Below are 18,657 nucleotides of genomic sequence, written 5' to 3'. Positions count from 1 at the left end.
CATGGAACTGTACCGCGAAGACCCTTATCTGCGGGATGCCCCCGCCGAGGTGGTGGCGCTGACCGACGAGGGCGGCATCGTCCTGTCGCAGGCGATCTTTTACCCCACCGGCGGCGGCCAGCCCGGTGACAGCGGCTGGCTGGAGTGGGGCGGGCAGCGCCTGCCCATCGCCACAACCCTGAAGGGTGAGGCGGGCGCATCGGTTCTGGTGCCTGCAGAGCCCGCGTCGCTGCCCCCCGTCGGCACGCCGGTGATGCAGGTGCTGGACTGGGAGCGCCGCCACCGGCACATGCGCATCCACACCGCGCTGCATCTGCTGAGCGTGGTGGTGCCGCTGCCGGTGACCGGCGGGCAGGTGGGGGCGGGCACCGGGCGGCTGGATTTCCTGATGCCGACCCCGCCGGACGACCGCGACGGGATCGAGGCGGCGCTGAACCGGCTGGTGGACCGCGATCTGGAGGTCAGCGACGGCTGGATCACCGAGGCGGAACTGGACGCGCGGCCCGATCTGGTCAAGACCATGTCGGTGCAGCCGCCGCGCGGCGCGGGCCAGATCCGTCTGGTGCGGATCGGCACCGGGACCGAACAGGTGGACCTGCAACCCTGCGGCGGCACCCATGTGGCGCGCACCGGAGAGATCGGCGCGCTGAAGCTGGGCAAGATCGAGAACAAGGGCAAGCAGAACCGCCGGGTCCATATCGCGCTGGCCTGAGGGGGCAACAGGCGCAGGCTGGGCAGAACAGGCGCGGCGCGGTATCCTGCCGGGATTGATCTGTTTCAGACCGGAGGATTTCGAAATGCGCCTTGTCCTGATTTTTTGCGGCCTTGCGGCGGCCGCCCCTGTTGCCGCCGAAGTCGATACCGTGACCTTTATCCAGAGTTGCCGCGACCTGCATCAGGGCCGCGCGGGCGGCGAGACCTGCGAGGCCATGATGGAGGGGGCCTTGGGCGCGTTTAGCCTGATCGGAGCGGATTACATGCCGCTGTCGGCGGAAATGGGCTATTGCCTGATGCCCGACATGACCGCCGTCGAGGCCGCCACGGCCATCGTGCGCTATGTTGACCGCGACCCGGAGTGCGCGCAACTGGCGCATTTCTCGATGTGTATGAACCTTGCGTTTCAGGAGACCTATGGCGGGTCGTGTTGATTGGAGTATTGGGAGCGCTGGCGTGATCCAAAGGCGCGCTTGCGCGCACAGGTTCAGCGCCTGCGGCGCGGCGCTGTGGTGGGGTGACGTGTCTTGAAGCTGTGGTGCGGGTGAGAGCGGGCACAGCTTCTGGACTCACCAGAACGAAGATCTTCGTCCCTGACCCATCCCTCTACCCGCTTTTGGCCTGACGGTTCGGGCCACCCGCGCCAAGCCAAATAGCCGTCTCCCCGCAGGCGGGGCCCCTCGGCGATTTGGCTTGTCCCGTGCGTCCCAAACCGTCCACCGGCCCGCGCGGCGAGGGATGGCTCCGGAACGAAGATCGGCGGTGGGTGTGGTTGGGGGTTAGCGTTTCTTGAGCGGGACGCCGTAGAGTTCCATGCGGTGGCCCTTGAGTGTGTAGCCGAGTTTTTCGGCGATCTTTTCTTGCAGGGCCTCGATCTCGGGGTCGACGAATTCGATCACTTCGCCGCTGTTGAGGTCGATCAGGTGATCGTGGTGTTCGCGTTCCGCGTCCTCGTAGCGGGCGCGGCCGTCGCCGAAATCGACCCGTTCGAGAATGCCTGCCTCTTCGAAGAGTTTCACGGTACGGTAGACCGTGGCGATCGAGATATTCGGGTCGCGCGCCGAGGCGCGGGCGTAGAGGTCCTCTACGTCCGGGTGATCGGTGGCGCTGTCGAGCACATCCGCGATGGTGCGGCGCTGCTCTGTCATGCGCAGGCCTTTGGCGGCGCAGCGTTCGGCGATGGTGTCTGTCATGGGCCCGGCGTGAGTTGTCTTGGGGTCGTTTTAGGCAAAGCGGCGCGCGAGGCCAAGCCTCGAACGCGCCGGGCGCGCAGGACGTAGAGGGCAAGGGTGATCACGACAATCGCGCCGCCGATGAGCATGCGGTGCGAGGGGGCCTCTCCGGTGCCGATCCAGACCCAGAGCGGGGCGAGCACGGTTTCCAGCAGCAGGAGCAGGCTGACATTGGCGGCGGCGGTGTAGCGCGAGGCCTGACTGAGGGCGAAGAAGGACAGCGGGAGGACCACGATGCTGGTTGTGAGGATCGCCCAGAGGGTGCCGTCGGTCATCTGCGCCGGGCCGGTGACGGTCCAGCCTGCGGTGCCTGCGATCAGCGCGCCGATGCCAATGGCCGGCAGCAGTGGCAGGTCCGGGTTGTGGCGCAGCGTGACGAAGTTAAGCGCCAGTGCGAGGGCCACCCCAAGCCCGCAGGCGGCCCCGGCCAGCGAGGCGGTGTCCAGCGCCGCCGCGCCGGTGTCGGTGACGGCATAGCCCAGCCCGGCCAGCACCAGCGCGATGGCGACCCATGTGGCGGTCGAGGTGGATTCGGCGTGCAGCACGCGGGACAGCAGGGCCGACCAGACCGGCACCGTCGCCACCCCCAGCAGCACGGGGGCCACCGGCGAGACCGCGATGCCTACCGGAAACAGCGTGGCGTTGAGCGCATGGCACAGGATCACCATCGCGGCGGTCGGGCCTGCGAGGCGGCGCAACTCGGCGCGGGGCGCGCGGGTTGTCAGGCCCCATGCGGTCAAAAAGATCACGCCCATGCACAGCCCGCGCCAGCCAAGCATCTGGAACCCGTCCATGCCGGAGAGACGCAGCAACAGCGCGTCCGGTGTCAGGATGAGCGCCCCGGCCAAGGCAAGGCCGAGGCCGAAGGCAGGAGAGCGCGTCACGGTGCGGGCCTCAGGCGTAGAGCGGTTGCAGGCCCATCTGCATGTGCAGCATGTTCACCATCGCCTCATCCAGATGCATCGCCTTGGCGAGGCGGTCGAGGTACTGCGCCTCTTCCTGGGTGTCGACGCGGATGGTCATGAGCGAGGCGGAATAGACCTGCATGCGCTGCGACTCGGGGACGTCAGAGGCCAGCGCCTCGGGGTCGACGGGGGCGGCAAGCTGGGTCTGGATGAACGCGCGATCCGACGCGTCGGCATCGTCGCCGAGGGTTTCGAGGATCTTGGCCTGTTCGGCGCGGTCGATGTCGCCGTCGCTTTTGGCGGCCTGAATCATCGCGCGCAGCATCAGGCCTGCGGCCTCTTCGGCCTCTGGCGGGGCGGCCTGCGCGGTCATGGCGTTCAGAAGCCCCGAGGCGCCCTGACCCTGTGCGTCGGCGGTGGTCCCGGCCATGGCGGCGAACATGCCCGCCATGCCGGTGCCGCCCGCGCCCAGTTGCGACAACAGGCCCTCACCCTTGCCGGTGCCCGCGCGGCCCATGATCGCCGACAGGTCGAGGCCGCCGGACTGGAGCGATTTCATCATGTCCGCCATCGGGTTGGCGGCGCCCGAGGCCCCGCCGGACATGGCGCCCATACCCCCCATGCCGCCCTTTTGCATGGCCTCCATCATGTCCTGCATGCCGCCGCCCTCTGGCATCTGGCCGCCCATGAGCTTGCCCATCTGTGCCTGCAGCGAGGCGGCCTGTGTCTTGGCCGGCACTTGCGCGCCACCGCCCAGCAGCGAGCCCATCCCCTGTCCGCCCGAAAGCCGGTCGACGCCGCGTGCGGCGGCGTATCCGATGGCCACCTTGGCCAGTGTTCCCATGAGACCCATTTGACTTCTCCTCCTTGCCGGTCCTGCGCCGGTCCTGCGTTGAGACCGACTGTGGCAGAAGAACGGGCTTTCGCACAGGGGAAGTATCCGCACAAAGTATCGGTGGCCGCATGTCGGTGGCGGATTGACCTTGTGGTTGCTCGGGTGTCCAAGGAGCCATGGAACGCAAGCAACAGATGGACCTTGCCGGGGCGGTGGGGATGGTGGTTTTCGCCACGCTGCTGGCCTTTAACCAAGTGGCGATCAAATTCACCAATGACGGCTTTGGGCCGATCTTTGCCGCCGGGGTGCGGTCATTGCTGGCGCTGGGAGTGCTGGCACTGTGGATGCGGTTCAGCGGGCGGCGGGTTGGCGGGCTGCGGCAGACGCTGTGGCCGGGGCTGATGCTGGGCCTGCTGTTCAGCGTAGAGTTCATTTTCCTGTTTCTGGCGCTGGATCTGACCAGCGTCTCACGCGCCTCGATCACTTTTTACGCGATGCCGGTCTGGCTGGCGCTGGTGGCGCATTTCACCCTGCCGGGCGAGGCGCTGTCGCCGCGCCGCGCCTTGGGGCTGGTGCTGGCGATGACGGGCGTGGCCTGGGCGCTGGCGAACCCCGAGAGCCGGGGGGCGGGCGATTTCCGGGGCGATGTTCTGGCGCTGCTGGCGTCCTGGTCCTGGGCGGGGATCGCGCTGACGGTGCGGTTGACGCGGGTGTCGGAACTGCCCGCCGAAGGGCAGTTGTTCTGGCAACTGGCGGTGTCCGCGGTGGTGCTGTGCGCGGTGTCGCCGCTGTTTGGGCCGTTGTTGCGGGAGCCGGACGCGCTAAGCCTGTTCGGGATGGGCTTTGGCGTGTTGGTCGCCTCTTTGGGGTTCTTGTTCTGGCTGCGGCTGATGGGGATCTATCCGGCCTCTGACATCGCCTCTTTCAGCTTTCTGTCGCCGGTGATGGCGGTGGCGTTTGGCTGGATGATCTTTGACGAGCCTGTGGGTCTGGGGTTCCTCGGCGCGCTGGTGCTGGTGGGCGTCGGGATCGTGCTGATCAACCGGCGGCGCAAGAGCCGGAAGGACCCGGTGGTTCCGGCGCCCTGAGGTCTGCGGCCCTGTCAGGTGTCCTGAGGTCTGCGGCCCTGTCAGGTGTCCTGACGTTTGCGGCCCTGTCAGGTGCCCTGACGTCTGCGGCGCTGTCAGGTGCCGCAGAAGGTGGCGCGGACACGTTCGTCCTGTGCCGGGGGACGGCGCAAATCGGAATAGGCGTCATCGGCGGCGAAAGGCTTTGCCAGGGCTGCGTTCAGACGGTGGAACGGCGCGTCATCGCCTGCAACTGCGGCCTCGATCATCTGTTCGATGCGGTGGTTGCGCGGGATCAGCACCGGGTTCACCGCGCGCATGAGGGTCTGCGGGTCGTCCTCAGTTTCAAGGCGTGTTTTCCAGCGGGTCTGCCATGCTTCAAAAGCCGCGCGGTCGGTGAACTGGTCGCGGGCGTCGCCTTCGGCCAAGGCGCGGAAGGTGTTGGTGAAATCGGCGCTGTTCTCAAACATCAGCATCAGCAGGTCACCGATCAGGGGCAGATCGTCCTGTGTCGCCTCGGCCAGTCCGATCTTTTGCCCAAAGCGGTGCCGCCAATGCTGGCGCAGCATGTCGGGCATGGTGTGGATGGCCTTGGTGAAATCCTCAACGGCCTTGTCGGTATCGGGCATCAGCGGCACCAGCGCGGTGGCCAGTTGCGCCATGTTCCAGACGATGATGTCGGCCTGTGCCGCATAGCCGTAGCGCCCGAAACGGTCGATGGAACTGAACACCGTATCGGGGTCATAGCTGTCCATAAAGGCGCAGGGGCCATAGTCGATGGTCTCACCCGACAGGGCGCAATTGTCGGTGTTCATGACGCCATGGATAAAGCCCACGGCCATCCAGCGGGTGACCAGATCGGCCTGCCGTTCCATGACGGCGGTCAGCAGGTCCAGCGGGTCTTTGGCGTGCGGGTCGTGGCGGTCGACCGTGTAGTCGAACAGCTTTTGCAGGCGGTCGTTGTCCTGTCGCGCGGCGAACACCTGAAAGGTGCCGACGCGGATATGGCTTTGCGCCACGCGGGTCAGGACAGCACCGGGCAGCGGGCGTTCGCGGATGACCTCTTGGCCAGTGCGGATCGCGGCAAGCGCGCGAGTGGTCGGAATGCCAAGGGCGTGCATCGCCTCTGACACCACGTATTCGCGCAGCACCGGACCCAGCCACGCGCGGCCATCGCCCCGGCGGGAAAATGGTGTCGGGCCGGAGCCTTTGAGCTGAATGTCGCGGCGGATGCCGTCGGTGCCCACGACCTCTCCCAGCAGCAGGGCGCGGCCATCGCCAAGCTGCGGGTTGAACTGGCCGAACTGGTGGCCTGCATAAAGCTGGGCCAAAGGCTCTGCCCCCTCGGGGACCGCGTTGCCGCCGAAATGCGCCGCCAGCGCCGGGTCGTCCGCGCCGGTGATGCCCAGAAGGGCGGCCAGATCGTCGTTGAAGGCGACGGTGCTGGGGGCCTTGACGGGGGTCGGCCCCTGACGGGCAAAGAAACCATCGGGCAGTCGGGCGTAGGAGTTGTCAAAGGGGATGTGCAGGGTCATGCCCCCGATATAGGCGGAGCGGGTGCGTCGCGCCAGCGGGGAGGGTGGAAATCTGCCCTCGCAGGGTTACAGAACGCGCGACATGAACAGGTATTGGTCACGCTGTTTGAACCGGGCGCGGCCGTAAAAGCGGTGGGCGCGTTCGTCCTGCCGGTCGACTTCAAGGTGCAGGGCGCGCACGCCTGCCGGTTTCATCGCCTTGGCGATGCCGTCCAGCGCCTCTAGCCCCATGCCGCGCCCGCGCACAGCGGGGCGGATGTACAATTCGTCCACGATGGCATCCAGCCCGCCAAACTCCACCGACCAGCCAAAGGTCAGCACGATATAGCCCACCGGCGCGCGGCGCGGGCCGACCAGCCAGACCGCCCCATGAGGCGATCCGCTCAGCAGCGGGGCGATGGCCCCGGTGCGGTGTTCCTCGGTGGTGTCAAAGCCCATTTCGGCGTGAAAGGCGGCGACAAGGGACAGCAGCTTATCGGCGTCTTCCTCACCGGCCAGATGAAGCGATTTCATAGCCGCGCCAGTCTTTCCGTCAGCAGGGCGAAAAAGCCGTCCGCGTCGATGTCGCCCATGAAGGTGGCGTTGCGGGGGCGGTCGGTGACGTGCCACCAGTCGGCGACGGTCATGCCGCGTGTCAGGTCTGATTGGGTCTCGATCTCGACGTTGACGAAGCGTCCGGTGAAAAGGCCGGGCTGTATCAGGTAGGCGGTCACGCAGGGATCATGCAGCGGCGCGCCGTCCGAGCCGTATTTCTCCTTGTCGAAGCGTTCGAAGAAATCGGTCATCTGGGCGACCGCATAGCCGACATCGGTGCCAAGCGCGCGGAACGCCTCATTCCGGGCGGTTGTGACCAGCGCCTTATGGGTGACATCCAGCGGCATCACGGTGATCGGCGCGCCGCATTTGAACACGATTTCAGCGGCTTCGGGATCGACGTAGATGTTGAACTCAGCTGCCGGTGTGATGTTGCCGACCTCAAAATAAGCGCCGCCCATCAGCACGATCTCACGGATGCGGGCGGCGATCTCGGGGGCTTTTTGCAGCGCGGTGGCGATATTGGTCAGCGGCCCCAGCGGGCAGAGGGTGACGGCGCCAGAGGGCTGCGTGCGCAGGGTGTCGATGATGAAATCGACGGCGTGTTGGTCCTGAACGGGCATGGTCGGCTCTGGCAGGTCGGGACCGTCGAGGCCGGTTTTGCCGTGGACATGTTCGGCGGTGACGAGTGTATGCGCCAGCGGACGATCGCAGCCTGCAAAGACAAGTGTATCGGGCTTGCCCGCCAGTTCGCAGACCTTGCGGGCGTTGAGGGTGGTCAGCGCCAGCGGCACGTTGCCCGCGACGGAAGTGATTCCCAGAACCTCGATCTCTTCGGGAGAGGCGAGGGCCAACAGGATGGCGACGGCGTCGTCCTGGCCGGGATCGGTGTCGATGATGATCTTTTTCGGGGCCATCCGGGATCTCCTGCTTGGTGCCGGAGCAGTCGCACGCGAACCGGGGCTGTGCAAGATGGATCGCTGCGTCGGCAAGGGTTCGCCGGGGGCGGTGTCAGTCCGCCGGGTCCGTGGCGGTCAGGCTGCACATGTGGATCAGCCAGCCGCTATCCGGCTGACGCTGGAACACGCACAGGGTTATGCCGCTGCCTGTTGCCGCGCCCTCGGAGAACTCTGCAAGACCCCAACCCAGATCACCGTCGCGCCCGCCGTCCGTCAGGATCAGTGCCTTGCCGTGGCCGTCCGTCACCCAGTCAGCATGCAGCGTGGCAATTGCGGCCCGACCAAGCGCGGGCGGCGCATAGGGGGACAGCATCCGGGCGTCAGCTGTAAAGCAGGCGGCGCAGCCGTCGGCGTCGCCGGATATATAGGCCGCGACATAGGCGTCCAGCAGTGGCTGGAAGGTGTCGCGCGCGGTCATGCAGAGCAGCTTGCCCCGCCCAATACGCAGAACTTGGCGCAATGGGGGTGGTTGAGCGGCACGGCGGCCTCTGCCTGTTCCAGCGTTTCACCCATGTCGAATTGTGGGTCGTAGGGCAGCAGGGTGCAGGCCACGACCGAGGGGCTGGCCGCGCCCTTGCGTTTGACCACCATGCGCGAGGAGGAACACATCACGTCCTTGGGCGATTTGCCAAGGATGCCCCAGCAGTCGGTTGTGATCTCGGGGACTTCGACGGTCATGTCCATTTCCGGGAACAGCACGCATTGGCCGGGGTCGGCGGCGTCGATGGCAAAGCCTTCGGTTGCGAACAGGCGGGCAAAGCCTGCGCGCGCGTCGGATTCGGCCTCGTCCCACATGCTGCGGCCCGCCACAGTCATGGCGATGCCCGCGTCGCGCAGCCAGCGCATACCGTCCAGCGTCTTGTTGAAGGTGCCGGTGCCGCGTTCGGCGTCATGATTCGTGGGCGACCAATGGTCGAGCGAGATTCGCAGGGTCAGGCGATCCGCGTGGTCGGCCTGCAACGACTCCAGCCCCGCCCGCATTGCCGGGCGCATCATCGGGCGCATGGCGTTGGTCAGGATCAGCACCCGATAGCCGCGTTCCAGACAGCGGGCCGCCATGTCGATCATCTGGGGATTCATGAACGGCTCGCCGCCGGTAAACCCGATCTCGGTCACACCCCAGTTCCGGGCGTCGAGCTGGTCAAGGTAAGACGTGACCTCATCGGCGGTGATATAGACGAGGCTGTCGTTTTCCGGCGAGCTTTCGATGTAGCAATTCAGACAGGCGATGTTGCACAACGTCCCGGTATTGAACCAGAGCGTCTGGGGATCGCTGAGGGCCACTTTGGCGCGCGTTTCACCCTTTGCGGTGACGTCCGGGTCTTTGAACTTGCCTTCGTTGGCGGCAACCGTGTCTTTCATGGATCGTCCTTCGTGTCTGCTACTTTGGCCTATTCGGTCGGCATGGCGGGGGCCAGTCCGAAGATTTTGCCTGACGCCATTGTGAAGCTTCACATGGGTGTTAGACTTTTGGTTGCACATGCGGTATTCGGAGCGTGACAAGGGTCGTTAGCGCTAACAGCGGGTGCCGGAGTGGCACAGGCGACCAAACAGGAAAGGCACGGGACTCATGGTTTCACGCGTTATTCCGGTCGAGCCTTTCGACCTGGTAATCTTCGGGGCGACGGGCGATCTGGCCCGCCGCAAGATTTTGCCGGGCCTGTTCCGGCGCTTTTGCAGCGGACAGATGCCCGAGGATGCCCGTATTCTGGGCGCGGCACGCAGCGAGATGGACACAGCGGGCTTTCGCCAGATGGTGTCCGAGGCGGTGGCCGAATTCGGTGGCGGGCGTCACTGCGAGGACGGCACGCTGGAGCAATTCCTTGAACGAGTCGACTATGAGGCCGTCGATGCCATGGGCGATGGTGGCTGGGAGGCGCTGAAAGGCCACCTGCGGGACGGGTTTGTGCGCGCGTTCTATTTCTCTGTCGCGCCGTCGCTGTTTGGCGCGCTGGCGGAACGGCTGCGGCATTTCGGTCTGGCCGATGATGACAGCCGCGTGGTGGTTGAAAAGCCCTTTGGCCACGATCTGGCCAGCGCCAAGGCACTGAACGCCACGCTGCGTCAGCATTTTGCCGAGGATCAGATTTACCGGATCGACCACTATCTGGGCAAGGAAACGGTTCAGAACCTGATGGCGGTCCGCTTTGGCAATATGCTGTTTGAGCCGCTGTGGAACGCGCAATACGTCGATCACATCCAGATTACCGTGGCCGAAACCGTCGATGTGGGCGGGCGCGGCGGCTATTACGACAAATCCGGTGCGATGCGGGACATGGTGCAGAACCACCTGATGCAGCTTTTGTGCCTGATCGCGATGGAGCCGCCCGCGCGGTTTGAGCCGGATTCGGTGCGCGACGAAAAGCTGAAGGTGATCCGCGCACTGGACCCGGTGGATTACCACCACATCGTGCGTGGTCAGTACGATGCCGACGACAACCAGCCGGGGTATCGGGTGCATGTGGACAACCCGCGATCGACCACCGAAAGCTTTGTCGCGATGAAATGCCATATCTCGAACTGGCGTTGGGCAGGCACGCCGTTTTACCTGCGCACCGGCAAAAAGCTGCGTGCGCGGACAAGTGAGATCGCGGTGGTGTTCAAGGACGCGCCGCATTCGATCTTTGACCCGGAATCGGGCCGCCATCGCAATGTGCTGTCGATCCGGCTGCAACCGAATGAGGGCATGACGCTGGATGTGACCATCAAGGAACCGGGGCTGGGCGGGATGCGTCTGGTGGATGTGCCGCTGGACATGACCTTTGCCGAGGCGCTGGGACCAGAGGCCGAAGAGGTGACGGATGCCTATGAGCGGTTGATTATGGACGTGATCCGGGGCAATCAGACCCTGTTCATGCGCGGCGACGAGGTCGAGGCGGCCTGGGCCTGGACCGATCCGATCATCGCCGGCTGGCAGAGCCGGGGCGAAGTGCCCAAGCCCTATGATGCGGGCACGGCGGGGCCGGAAGACGCGCTGATGCTGATGCACCGGGACGGACGCCGGTGGCGGGAGATCCGGGCGTAACAGGGAAGGCCTGTCATGAGCTATGAATTCGTCGAGTATCAGGACCGCGAAATGCTGGTCATCGACCTTGCCAACCAATTGGCGGGGGACCTGCGGGCGGCCTTGGGACATGAGGACCGCGTGGCGTTTGCCGTGCCGGGCGGCACCTCGCCCGGACCGGTGTTTGATCACCTTTGCGCGGCGGATCTGGACTGGTCGCGGGTGGACGTTTTGCTGACGGACGAACGCTGGGTGCCGGAGGACAGCCCGCGGTCGAACACGGGGTTGCTGCGGGAGCGGCTGCTGGTAAATCGCGCCGCCAAGGCGCGTTACCTGCCGCTCTACGCCGATGCGCCGCAGCCCGAGGGTGCGCTGGACGCATTGGCCGCGCCGATTGCTGAGGAACTGCCGCTGGCGGTGGTTCTGCTGGGTATGGGCGCGGACATGCACACGGCCTCGATCTTTCCGGGGGCGGATCTGCTGGAAGAGGCGTTGTCGTCAAAGGCGCCGATTCTGTTGCCGATGCGTGCGCCCGGCGCGCCGGAGCCGCGCATCACCCTGACCGCGCCGGTGCTGAACGGCGCGATGAAGAAACACGTTCTGATCTATGGTGCCGAAAAACGCGCGGTGCTGGAGGCGGCGCGCGGGAAACCGCCACTGGAGGCCCCGATCAACGCGGTCCTTGCCGATGCCGTGGTGCATTGGGCTGCCTGACGGCGGCGGATCACCGTAATGCTGTGACATGCCGCCCGCAGAAGGGCGGTCAGACGGAATGAAGAGCACCGCCATAAGGGCGGGCAAGGGGGCACGATGTTCGAAGATCTCAAGGCACTGGCAGCCGCACAGGGCGATCGCCGGATCGAGGCGCTGTTCGAGGACACGGGCCGCGCGGAGGCGTTTAGCCTCGCGGCGGAGGGTCTGCTGTTCGACTATTCCAAGACGCAGATCGACGACAAGGCGCGCGCGGCGCTGCTGGCGCTGGCCGAAGCGCGCGGCGTGGCGGCCCGACGCGACGCCATGTTCGGCGGCGAAAAGATCAACGAGACCGAGGGGCGGGCGGTGCTGCACACCGCGTTGCGCAATCTTGATGGCGCGACGGTCAAGGTGGACGGCGTGGATGTGATGCCGCCGGTGCTGGAGACGCTGGGCCGGATGGAGACGCTGGCGGATGAAATCCGTGGCTCTGACATCACCGACGTTGTGAATATCGGTATCGGCGGGTCGGACCTTGGTCCGGTCATGGCGGTTCTGGCGCTGGCCCCCTATCACGACGGGCCGCGCACGCATTTTGTGTCCAACGTCGATGGCGCGGATATCACCGATACGCTGAAGGCGTGTAATCCGGCAACAACGCTGTTCATTGTCGCCTCCAAGACCTTCACCACCATCGAGACCCTGACCAATGCCCGCAGCGCCAAGGCGTGGCTGGCGGCAAATGGTGTTTCGGACGCAGGCAAGTTTGTGGCACTGTCGTCGAACCTTGAAAAGGCGGGTGAGTTCGGCATTCCGGCGGAGCGTGTCTTTGGCTTTGAGGACTGGGTTGGCGGGCGCTATTCTGTCTGGGGGCCGATTGGCCTGTCGCTGATGCTGGCGGTGGGGCCGGAGAATTTCCGCGCTTTCCTGACCGGCGGCATGAAGATGGACCGGCATTTCCAGTCCGCGCCTTTGGCAGAAAACCTGCCGGTGCTGCTGGCACTGGTGGGCATTTGGCACAATCAGGTGCTGGGCCATGCCTCGCGCGTGGTGCTGCCCTATGACAACCGTTTGATGCGGCTGCCCGCCTACCTGCAACAGCTGGAGATGGAGAGTAATGGCAAGGGCGTCAGCATGGACGGCACCGATCTGCCCTACAATTCAGGCCCTGTGGTCTGGGGCGAGCCGGGCACCAACGGCCAGCACGCCTTTTACCAGTTGATCCATCAGGGCACGCGCGTGATCCCGGCAGAGTTCATGCTGGCGGCCCAAGGCCATGAGCCGGACCTGAAGCATCATCACGACCTACTGGTGGCCAACTGCCTTGCGCAGTCCGAGGCGCTGATGCGCGGCCGGTCGCTGGACGAAGCGCGAGGCAAGGTGGCGGACAAATTCGAGGGCGATGAATTGGAACGGCAGGCGCGGCACCGGGTGTTCCCGGGCAACCGCCCGTCCACCACGCTGATCTATCCGCTGCTGGACCCCGAGACGCTGGGCAAGATCGTGGCGCTGTATGAACACCGGGTGTTTGTCGAGGGGGTGATCCTTGGCATCAACTCTTTCGACCAGTGGGGGGTCGAGCTTGGCAAGGAACTGGCCACCGCATTGGGACCGATGGTGACGGGGGACCAGAAGACCGACGGTAAAGACGGCTCAACCGCCCAATTGCTGAAGTTCGTGCATACGCACGGGCGCGGTTGAAGTTCCATCAAAAGGAAAAAACTTTTCCGGGAACGAAGGTGAAAAAGCACGCGTTTTCAAGGCAGATCGAACGAAACAAAGGAGATCGCCATGACACGCTTTATGCTGACCGTCGCAACGACTGCCCTCGTTCCCGCCCTCGCGCTGGCCGAAAGCCACGCGACCGGAGACACAATGGACCCGGCCACTGACCCGGTGCCGATGGAACAGGCCGATACGGTTGATCCGATGGCCACTGATATGGCCGAAGACGCGGATCCGGTTGCGCCCAAAATGGGCACGGACAAGATGGACACCGGGCCCTCGATTGGCCTGATGGCCTCTGCCAAGGCTTCTGTGATTATCGGTTCGCCGATCTACACGCTGTCGGCTGAGGAACAGGTCGATTGGGACCCGATGGTGAACTACGAGGACGTGGCCGATGAATGGACCCGGATCGGGTCCGTGGATGACATCGTCCTGTCGGAAGACGGCAAGATCACCGGTCTTGTGGCCGAGGTTGGCGGCTTTCTCGGGATGGGCGACACGCTTGTTCTGTTGCCGCTGGACGACACCCGCATGGTGACGGTGGACGAGGCAAGCTATGCTGTCGTGACGCCGTACACCAGTGAGCAACTGACCGAGATGGAAAAGGTCGAGTGACCTGACTGACGCTTTCAGTTAACCAGCGACGCCCGGGGCAAGTCCCCGGGCGTTTGCCGTTGCGGCCTTGGGTCGGGATGTCAAAGCCCGGTGCGGCCAGTTCGAACCCTTCGAACCGAAACCCCGGTGAGACGGTGCAGCCGACCAGCGTCCAGTCGCCAAGGGTTTCGGCAGCCTGCCAATGGCCCGGTTCCACAATGCCCTGCGGGCGTTGCCCGGCCCCCAGATCGGGGCCAAGGATCATGTCCTGACGCGGGCCATCCTTGGTGGGCGCGCGCATCAGGCGCAGCGGCGCGCCGGAATAGAAATGCCAGATTTCGCCGGCATCGACACGGTGCCAATGGCTGCGCTCTGCCGCTTTCAACAGAAAATAGATGCAGGTTCCGGCAGAACGCCCTTCGCCCGCCGCCTCCCATGTCTGGCGATAATGCCCGCCCTCGGGATGAGGGGTGAGGTTCAGCAGGGCAATGATCTCATCTGCGGTCATGCAACGTACGGTCCTCTGAGGTTTGGTTAACGCCGCAAGCGCACCTTTTGGCCATCGACAGAAAACCGAGCAGGAGAGACAAAATGTCGACTCTGACGACCGAAGTCCGCAGGATGGCTGAAGAAATCGTTGCCCGAGAGGGCGGCTATGTCAACGACCCCGACGATCCCGGCGGGGCGACGAAATACGGCGTAACGATCCACACGATGCGGCGTCTGGGCCTTGATCTGACCGGGGACGGGCGGGTGGATGCCGAAGACGTGCGCCAGATCACCCGCGAGCAGGCGGTGACGATCTTTCTGACGCATTACTTCGTGAAACCGCGCATCGCCGAACTGCCGGAGCCACTGCATGAGACGGTGTTCGACATGTATGTGAACGCGGGCGGCAATGCGGTGAAGATCCTGCAACGCCTGCTGAAACAGATGGGCGAAGAGGTGAGCGTGGACGGCGCGATTGGCCCGCAGACCATCGCGGCGACGGTGCGCGCCTATGCCAAGGCCCCCGGCCATATGGTCGACGCCTATGGGATCGCGCGGCGGAACTACTATTTCCGCATCGCTGACAACCGGCCTGCGTCACGTAAATACGCGCGCACTCGCGCCGGCGGCAAGGGCGGCTGGATCAAGCGGGCCGAGGCGTTCATCTCGCCCCGATACCACCTGTCGGAGGCCGAGTTTCAGGCCCGGGTGGCGGCATGGGGTTGATTGGTCAGATCTTTGGCGCGCTGTTCGGCTCTGGTCGCAACGTGGTGGCCGAAACCGCAGAAGTGTTTCGCGTCAACGCCGAAGCGCAGGCGCAGCGCGGCCATGACGCGCAGGGCGCGGCGCTGGCGCAGATGGCCGGAGAATTCCGGGTCGTGCGCCGGGGTTGGTTCGACCGCTTCATGGATGCGCTGAACCGGGTGCCGCGCCCCGCTATGGCGCTGGGCACGCTGGGGTTGTTTGTGGCGGCGATGGTTGACCCGGTGTGGTTCGCGGCGCGCATGGCGGGCATCTCGCTGGTGCCAGAGCCGTTGTGGTGGCTGCTGGCGGCCATTGTCAGCTTTTACTTTGGTGCGCGACATCATGCTAAAGGGCAGGATTTCCAGCGCGATCTGGCCGCGACCATGGCGGCGGTGCCGCAGGTGGTGCAGACCGTGCGCGACGTCGAGGCGTTGCGCGATGTGACACCTGTGGGCGAGGCCCCGCTGGAACCGGCCAGTTACGACGTGCCCGCTGACAACCCGGCGCTGGCGGATTGGCGGGACGGGCGCGGCTGAGCCGGGCCATACATTGCGACATTGTGATCTGTTCTGCGGGCCGATTTCGATTGGCCCGCATTTTTCGTGGCCCTATAGTCCGGTTCATGATTACAGAGCTCGGACATTTCGCCCTCATCCTGGCCTTCCTGGTCTCGATTGTTCAAATGGTCATGCCAATGATCGGCGCGCATAAGCGTTGGCCGGGGTGGATGGCGGTTGGGGAACCGGCGGCAACGCTGCAATTCCTGCTGGTTGCGGCCAGTTTCGCGGCGCTGACCCACGCCTTTGTGGTGTCCGATTTCACGCTGCGGATCGTCTATGAGAACAGCCATTCCGACAAGCCGATGCTCTACAAGATCTCGGGCGTATGGGGGAACCACGAAGGGTCCATGCTGCTCTGGGTGCTGATTCTGGCGCTGTTCGGGGCCTGTGCCGCATGGTTCGGGTCCAACGTGCCACCGACGCTGCGGGCGCGGGTGCTGGCGGTGCAAAGCTCTATCTCGGCGGCGTTCTACGCCTTTATCCTGTTCACCTCGAACCCGTTTCAGCGGTTGTCCGTCGCGCCGATCAACGGCACCGACCTCAACCCGCTGTTGCAGGACCCAGGTTTGGCCTTTCACCCGCCGTTCCTGTATCTGGGCTATGTCGGGCTTTCGATCTGCTTCAGCTTTGCGGTTGCCGCCCTGATCGAGGGGCGCGTTGATGCGGCTTGGGGGCGCTGGGTGCGGCCCTGGACGTTGGCCGCGTGGATTTTCCTGACCATCGGCATCGCGCTGGGATCGTGGTGGGCCTATTATGAGCTTGGCTGGGGCGGTTTCTGGTTCTGGGACCCGGTGGAAAATGCCTCTTTCATGCCTTGGCTCTTTGCGGCTGCTCTGCTGCATTCCGCCATCGTGGTGGAAAAGCGTGAGTCGCTCAAAAGCTGGACGATCCTGCTGGCGATCCTTGCCTTTGGGTTCTCGCTGATCGGGACGTTTATCGTGCGCTCTGGCTTGCTGACCTCCGTCCATGCCTTTGCCAACGACCCGGTGCGCGGGCAGTTCATCCTCTATATCCTACTGTTCTTCACCGGCGGCGCGCTGACGCTGTTTGCGGCGCGGGCGCAGGCGATGGAGGCGAAAGGCGTCTTTGGCGTTGTCAGCCGCGAGAGCGCGCTGGTGGCGAACAATATCCTGCTGGCGGTCTCCAGCTTTGTGGTCTTTGTCGGCACCATGTGGCCCTTTGTGGCGGAGATGCTGTTTGACCGGAAATTGTCGGTTGGTGCGCCGTTCTTCAACATGGCCTTTACGCCTTTCATGGTGGTGCTGGGGCTGATCATGCCGATTGGCGCGATGATCAGCTGGAAACGGGGCAAGCTGGGCCGGGTGTTCCGGGCTTTGCTGCCCGCCTTCGGGCTGGCCGTGGCGCTGATGGGGCTGGTCTGGGCGATGCAGTCCGGGCGCAGTCTGATGGGGCCGATTGGTGTATTCCTTGGCACATGGCTGGTCGCGGGTGCCGCAACCGACCTGATCAGCCGCACCGGCCAGAATCGCGACCTGTCACGCCTGTTCCGGCTGCCGCGCTCTGAATGGGGCAAGGCGGTGGCGCACTCGGGCCTTGGGGTGACCATGCTGGGCATCGCCGGGATGCTGGCCTGGCAACAAGAGGACATCCGCGTTGCCGGTCTGAACGCCCCATACGAGGTTGGTGCCTATGAGTTCACCCTGCAAGACGTGCAGCGCGTGCAGGGGCCCAACTATATCTCGACCATGGGGCAGGTGCTGGTCACCAAGGCGGGGCGCGAAGTTGCTGTGCTGAGCCCGGAAAAACGCATCTACCCGGTGGCGCAGATGCCCACGACAGAGGCCGCCATCGACTATCGGTTCATGCGTGACGTCTATGTGGTGATCGGCGATGCACAGGACGGCGGCGGCTGGGTCATGCGGGTCTATATCAAGCCGCTGGCTAACTGGATCTGGGGCGGGGCCATCCTGATGGCGCTTGGCGGGGGCCTGAGCCTCAGCGACCGTCGTTACCGGATCGCGGCGGGCGCGCGCAAGGCGGCCCCGGTGCAGGGGGTGCCTGCGGAATGATGCGGTTTGCAATGCGGTTGCGGCCCTACATCCTTGGGTGTGCCCTTGCCTTGGTTTCGACCGTGGCGATGGCCGTGCAGCCCGACGAAGTGCTGGACGATCCGGCGCTGGAGGCGCGGGCGCGCGACATCTCGGCGGGGCTGCGCTGTCTGGTCTGCCAGAACGAGAGCATCGACGAGAGCAACGCCTCATTGGCAAAAGACCTGCGGCTGCTGGTGCGAGAGCGTCTGCTGGCCGGGGACACGGACGCAGAGGTGGTGGCCTTTATCGTCAATCGCTACGGCGAGTTTGTCCTGCTAAAGCCCACGACCGGTGGATGGAACTGGCTGCTCTGGGCCACGGGTCCGGGGCTGTTCGTGATCGCGCTGGGGCTGGGTATTGTCTACGTTCGCCGCCGGGGGCAGGTGCCTGCTGGCGGAGAGGCGGGCCTGAGCGCGGATGAGCAAAAGCGTCTGGACGAGTTGCTGAAAGACTAGGCCCGGCGGTCTCAGGCGGGCGCACCCATCTGCTTCGCCACAAACCATTGCGTCCCGCAGGGTGAGCGAAAGCCGCCGCGCCGGTCGCCATCGCCTTTTTCCAACATTGGCTGAATCTCTGTCGCGCCCTGCGCCAACGCGCGCGCAAGGGCGGCGTCGGGATCGGGCAGGTAGAGATGGATCATCGCATCCGATCCGCCCTCGGCCCCGCCCATCATCAGAACGGTATCGCCGATGCGGCATTCCGCGTGCATGATGCGGTCCCCGTCGTGGATGACACGCAGACGGTTGGCGCCAAAGACCGCCTCACAGAATCGCAAGGTCGCTTCTGGATCGGACAGGATCAGGTAGGGGGACAGATCGGTGTAGCCGTCGGGTTTGTAGGTCATTCCAAAAGCATTGCAGAGGGCAGGGCATGTGGTCAACGCTTGCAATGGACCGACGGGGCGTCCTCTGCTAAGACGCGTCCAAGGGTCTGCAGTTCACCCAGGCGTCGCCTTTTGCTAAATCTGCTTATTCGACGGTTCCCATGGATTGCTTTCGCGATGCCCATGGACA

The 18,657-nt window shown here is 64.8% G+C and carries 20 protein-coding genes and 1 pseudogene; 11 read left to right on the top strand and 10 right to left on the bottom strand.

What is annotated here, in order from left to right; all coding sequences use genetic code 11:
- Position 1 precedes the first annotated feature (1 nt).
- Both VOI21_RS07830 and VOI21_RS07825 read left to right on the top strand, forming a co-directional pair.
- The gene (locus VOI21_RS07830) at positions 2-712 is read left to right on the top strand and encodes an alanyl-tRNA editing protein (protein ID WP_323769231.1); all 711 of its coding nucleotides are present in this window, start codon (positions 2-4) and stop codon (positions 710-712) included.
- 85 nt (positions 713-797) lie between these two features.
- Entirely contained in the window at positions 798-1,148 is a 351-nt protein-coding gene (locus tag VOI21_RS07825; RefSeq protein WP_323769230.1) for a hypothetical protein, read from the top strand.
- 345 nt (positions 1,149-1,493) lie between these two features.
- Here VOI21_RS07825 and VOI21_RS07820 read toward each other — a convergent pair whose 3' ends face one another.
- Genes VOI21_RS07820 through VOI21_RS07810 form a run of 3 tightly spaced genes read right to left on the bottom strand, consistent with a single transcriptional unit; the run spans position 1,494 to position 3,704 of the window.
- Positions 1,494-1,907, bottom strand: a complete 414-nt coding sequence (locus VOI21_RS07820) for a Fur family transcriptional regulator (protein WP_323769229.1) — start codon at positions 1,905-1,907, stop codon at positions 1,494-1,496.
- Entirely contained in the window at positions 1,904-2,830 is a 927-nt protein-coding gene (locus tag VOI21_RS07815; RefSeq protein ID WP_323769228.1) for a DMT family transporter, read from the bottom strand. The genes VOI21_RS07820 and VOI21_RS07815 overlap by 4 nt, the downstream gene beginning before the upstream one ends.
- Before the next feature lie 10 nt (positions 2,831-2,840).
- Positions 2,841-3,704 (bottom strand): tellurite resistance TerB family protein, encoded by an 864-nt coding sequence (locus VOI21_RS07810; RefSeq protein ID WP_323769227.1) that lies wholly within the window; start codon positions 3,702-3,704, stop codon positions 2,841-2,843.
- A gap of 158 nt (positions 3,705-3,862) precedes the next feature.
- Here VOI21_RS07810 and VOI21_RS07805 point away from each other — a divergent pair, with 158 nt between their 5' ends.
- Entirely contained in the window at positions 3,863-4,774 is a 912-nt protein-coding gene (locus tag VOI21_RS07805) for a DMT family transporter (protein WP_323769226.1), read from the top strand.
- 95 nt (positions 4,775-4,869) lie between these two features.
- On the opposite strand, the gene VOI21_RS07800 is transcribed toward VOI21_RS07805, so the two are convergent.
- The 5 genes from VOI21_RS07800 to VOI21_RS07780 all read right to left on the bottom strand — a co-directional run bounded on the left by VOI21_RS07800 (position 4,870) and on the right by VOI21_RS07780 (position 9,143).
- Positions 4,870-6,288 carry a protein adenylyltransferase SelO gene (locus VOI21_RS07800; RefSeq protein WP_323769225.1) on the bottom strand — a complete coding sequence of 473 codons (1,419 nt, stop codon included), beginning with the start codon at positions 6,286-6,288 and terminating at the stop codon, positions 4,870-4,872.
- 66 nt (positions 6,289-6,354) lie between these two features.
- Complete coding sequence (locus VOI21_RS07795) at positions 6,355-6,801, bottom strand: GNAT family N-acetyltransferase (RefSeq protein ID WP_323769224.1); 447 nt, start codon at positions 6,799-6,801, stop codon at positions 6,355-6,357.
- The gene (locus VOI21_RS07790; protein ID WP_323769223.1) at positions 6,798-7,739 is read right to left on the bottom strand and encodes a nucleoside hydrolase; all 942 of its coding nucleotides are present in this window, start codon (positions 7,737-7,739) and stop codon (positions 6,798-6,800) included. The genes VOI21_RS07795 and VOI21_RS07790 overlap by 4 nt, the downstream gene beginning before the upstream one ends.
- Positions 7,740-7,833: 94 nt before the next feature.
- Positions 7,834-8,199 (bottom strand): hypothetical protein, encoded by a 366-nt coding sequence (locus tag VOI21_RS07785; RefSeq protein ID WP_323769222.1) that lies wholly within the window; start codon positions 8,197-8,199, stop codon positions 7,834-7,836.
- The gene (locus tag VOI21_RS07780; protein ID WP_323769221.1) at positions 8,196-9,143 is read right to left on the bottom strand and encodes a radical SAM protein; all 948 of its coding nucleotides are present in this window, start codon (positions 9,141-9,143) and stop codon (positions 8,196-8,198) included. Before VOI21_RS07780 ends, VOI21_RS07785 begins: the two co-directional genes overlap by 4 nt.
- Before the next feature lie 208 nt (positions 9,144-9,351).
- Here VOI21_RS07780 and zwf point away from each other — a divergent pair, with 208 nt between their 5' ends.
- From zwf to VOI21_RS07760, 4 genes are all read left to right on the top strand, one after another.
- Complete coding sequence (gene zwf / locus VOI21_RS07775) at positions 9,352-10,806, top strand: glucose-6-phosphate dehydrogenase (protein WP_323769220.1); 1,455 nt, start codon at positions 9,352-9,354, stop codon at positions 10,804-10,806.
- Between the two features lie 15 nt (positions 10,807-10,821).
- A complete protein-coding gene (gene pgl / locus VOI21_RS07770; RefSeq protein WP_323769219.1) occupies positions 10,822-11,499 on the top strand; it encodes a 6-phosphogluconolactonase in 678 nt (225 codons plus the stop codon).
- 96 nt (positions 11,500-11,595) lie between these two features.
- Positions 11,596-13,179 carry a glucose-6-phosphate isomerase gene (gene pgi / locus VOI21_RS07765; RefSeq protein ID WP_323769218.1) on the top strand — a complete coding sequence of 528 codons (1,584 nt, stop codon included), beginning with the start codon at positions 11,596-11,598 and terminating at the stop codon, positions 13,177-13,179.
- Positions 13,180-13,269: 90 nt separating this feature from the next.
- Positions 13,270-13,821, top strand: a complete 552-nt coding sequence (locus tag VOI21_RS07760) for a PRC-barrel domain-containing protein (protein WP_323769217.1) — start codon at positions 13,270-13,272, stop codon at positions 13,819-13,821.
- A 73-nt stretch (positions 13,822-13,894) separates the two neighbouring features.
- On the opposite strand, the pseudogene VOI21_RS07755 reads toward VOI21_RS07760, so the two are convergent.
- A pseudogene (locus VOI21_RS07755) lies at positions 13,895-14,308 on the bottom strand (cupin domain-containing protein); the annotation flags it as partial.
- Between the two features lie 83 nt (positions 14,309-14,391).
- Between VOI21_RS07755 and VOI21_RS07750 the strand changes: the two are divergent.
- The 4 genes from VOI21_RS07750 to VOI21_RS07735 all read left to right on the top strand — a co-directional run bounded on the left by VOI21_RS07750 (position 14,392) and on the right by VOI21_RS07735 (position 18,099).
- Complete coding sequence (locus VOI21_RS07750; RefSeq protein WP_323769216.1) at positions 14,392-15,015, top strand: holin-associated N-acetylmuramidase; 624 nt, start codon at positions 14,392-14,394, stop codon at positions 15,013-15,015.
- Positions 15,006-15,569, top strand: a complete 564-nt coding sequence (locus VOI21_RS07745) for a holin family protein (protein ID WP_323769215.1) — start codon at positions 15,006-15,008, stop codon at positions 15,567-15,569. Before VOI21_RS07750 ends, VOI21_RS07745 begins: the two co-directional genes overlap by 10 nt.
- A gap of 86 nt (positions 15,570-15,655) precedes the next feature.
- Entirely contained in the window at positions 15,656-17,623 is a 1,968-nt protein-coding gene (locus VOI21_RS07740; protein ID WP_323769214.1) for a heme lyase CcmF/NrfE family subunit, read from the top strand.
- Between the two features lie 11 nt (positions 17,624-17,634).
- On the top strand, positions 17,635-18,099 hold the full coding sequence (locus tag VOI21_RS07735; RefSeq protein ID WP_323769274.1) for a cytochrome c-type biogenesis protein: 465 nt from the start codon (positions 17,635-17,637) through the stop codon (positions 18,097-18,099).
- Between the two features lie 11 nt (positions 18,100-18,110).
- Here the strand turns inward: VOI21_RS07735 and VOI21_RS07730 are convergent, their stop codons facing one another.
- The gene (locus VOI21_RS07730) at positions 18,111-18,488 is read right to left on the bottom strand and encodes a VOC family protein (RefSeq protein WP_323769213.1); all 378 of its coding nucleotides are present in this window, start codon (positions 18,486-18,488) and stop codon (positions 18,111-18,113) included.
- Between the last annotated feature and the right edge of the window lie 169 nt (positions 18,489-18,657).

Origin of the sequence: Antarctobacter sp. (assembly GCF_034670325.1) — a bacterium.
Lineage (GTDB): Bacteria > Pseudomonadota > Alphaproteobacteria > Rhodobacterales > Rhodobacteraceae > Antarctobacter.
The sequence above is the reverse complement of the archived record's forward strand: the minus strand, read 5'-3'. Positions and strand labels throughout refer to the sequence as shown.

Excerpts from the sequence above, each read along its gene's own strand:
- pgi (WP_323769218.1), top strand. The coding sequence starts at position 11,596 with ATGTTCGAAGATCTCAAGGCACTGGCAGCCGCACAGGGCGATCGCCGG.
- VOI21_RS07825 (WP_323769230.1), top strand. The coding sequence starts at position 798 with ATGCGCCTTGTCCTGATTTTTTGCGGCCTTGCGGCGGCCGCCCCTGTT.
- VOI21_RS07740 (WP_323769214.1), top strand. The coding sequence starts at position 15,656 with ATGATTACAGAGCTCGGACATTTCGCCCTCATCCTGGCCTTCCTGGTC.
- VOI21_RS07805 (WP_323769226.1), top strand. The coding sequence starts at position 3,863 with ATGGAACGCAAGCAACAGATGGACCTTGCCGGGGCGGTGGGGATGGTG.
- VOI21_RS07785 (WP_323769222.1), bottom strand. The coding sequence starts at position 8,199 with ATGACCGCGCGCGACACCTTCCAGCCACTGCTGGACGCCTATGTCGCG.
- VOI21_RS07810 (WP_323769227.1), bottom strand. The coding sequence starts at position 3,704 with ATGGGTCTCATGGGAACACTGGCCAAGGTGGCCATCGGATACGCCGCC.
- VOI21_RS07800 (WP_323769225.1), bottom strand. The coding sequence starts at position 6,288 with ATGACCCTGCACATCCCCTTTGACAACTCCTACGCCCGACTGCCCGAT.
- VOI21_RS07735 (WP_323769274.1), top strand. The coding sequence starts at position 17,635 with ATGCGGTTGCGGCCCTACATCCTTGGGTGTGCCCTTGCCTTGGTTTCG.
- zwf (WP_323769220.1), top strand. The coding sequence starts at position 9,352 with ATGGTTTCACGCGTTATTCCGGTCGAGCCTTTCGACCTGGTAATCTTC.
- VOI21_RS07820 (WP_323769229.1), bottom strand. The coding sequence starts at position 1,907 with ATGACAGACACCATCGCCGAACGCTGCGCCGCCAAAGGCCTGCGCATG.
- VOI21_RS07795 (WP_323769224.1), bottom strand. The coding sequence starts at position 6,801 with ATGAAATCGCTTCATCTGGCCGGTGAGGAAGACGCCGATAAGCTGCTG.
- VOI21_RS07730 (WP_323769213.1), bottom strand. The coding sequence starts at position 18,488 with ATGACCTACAAACCCGACGGCTACACCGATCTGTCCCCCTACCTGATC.
- pgl (WP_323769219.1), top strand. The coding sequence starts at position 10,822 with ATGAGCTATGAATTCGTCGAGTATCAGGACCGCGAAATGCTGGTCATC.
- VOI21_RS07750 (WP_323769216.1), top strand. The coding sequence starts at position 14,392 with ATGTCGACTCTGACGACCGAAGTCCGCAGGATGGCTGAAGAAATCGTT.
- VOI21_RS07780 (WP_323769221.1), bottom strand. The coding sequence starts at position 9,143 with ATGAAAGACACGGTTGCCGCCAACGAAGGCAAGTTCAAAGACCCGGAC.
- VOI21_RS07745 (WP_323769215.1), top strand. The coding sequence starts at position 15,006 with ATGGGGTTGATTGGTCAGATCTTTGGCGCGCTGTTCGGCTCTGGTCGC.
- VOI21_RS07760 (WP_323769217.1), top strand. The coding sequence starts at position 13,270 with ATGACACGCTTTATGCTGACCGTCGCAACGACTGCCCTCGTTCCCGCC.
- VOI21_RS07830 (WP_323769231.1), top strand. The coding sequence starts at position 2 with ATGGAACTGTACCGCGAAGACCCTTATCTGCGGGATGCCCCCGCCGAG.
- VOI21_RS07790 (WP_323769223.1), bottom strand. The coding sequence starts at position 7,739 with ATGGCCCCGAAAAAGATCATCATCGACACCGATCCCGGCCAGGACGAC.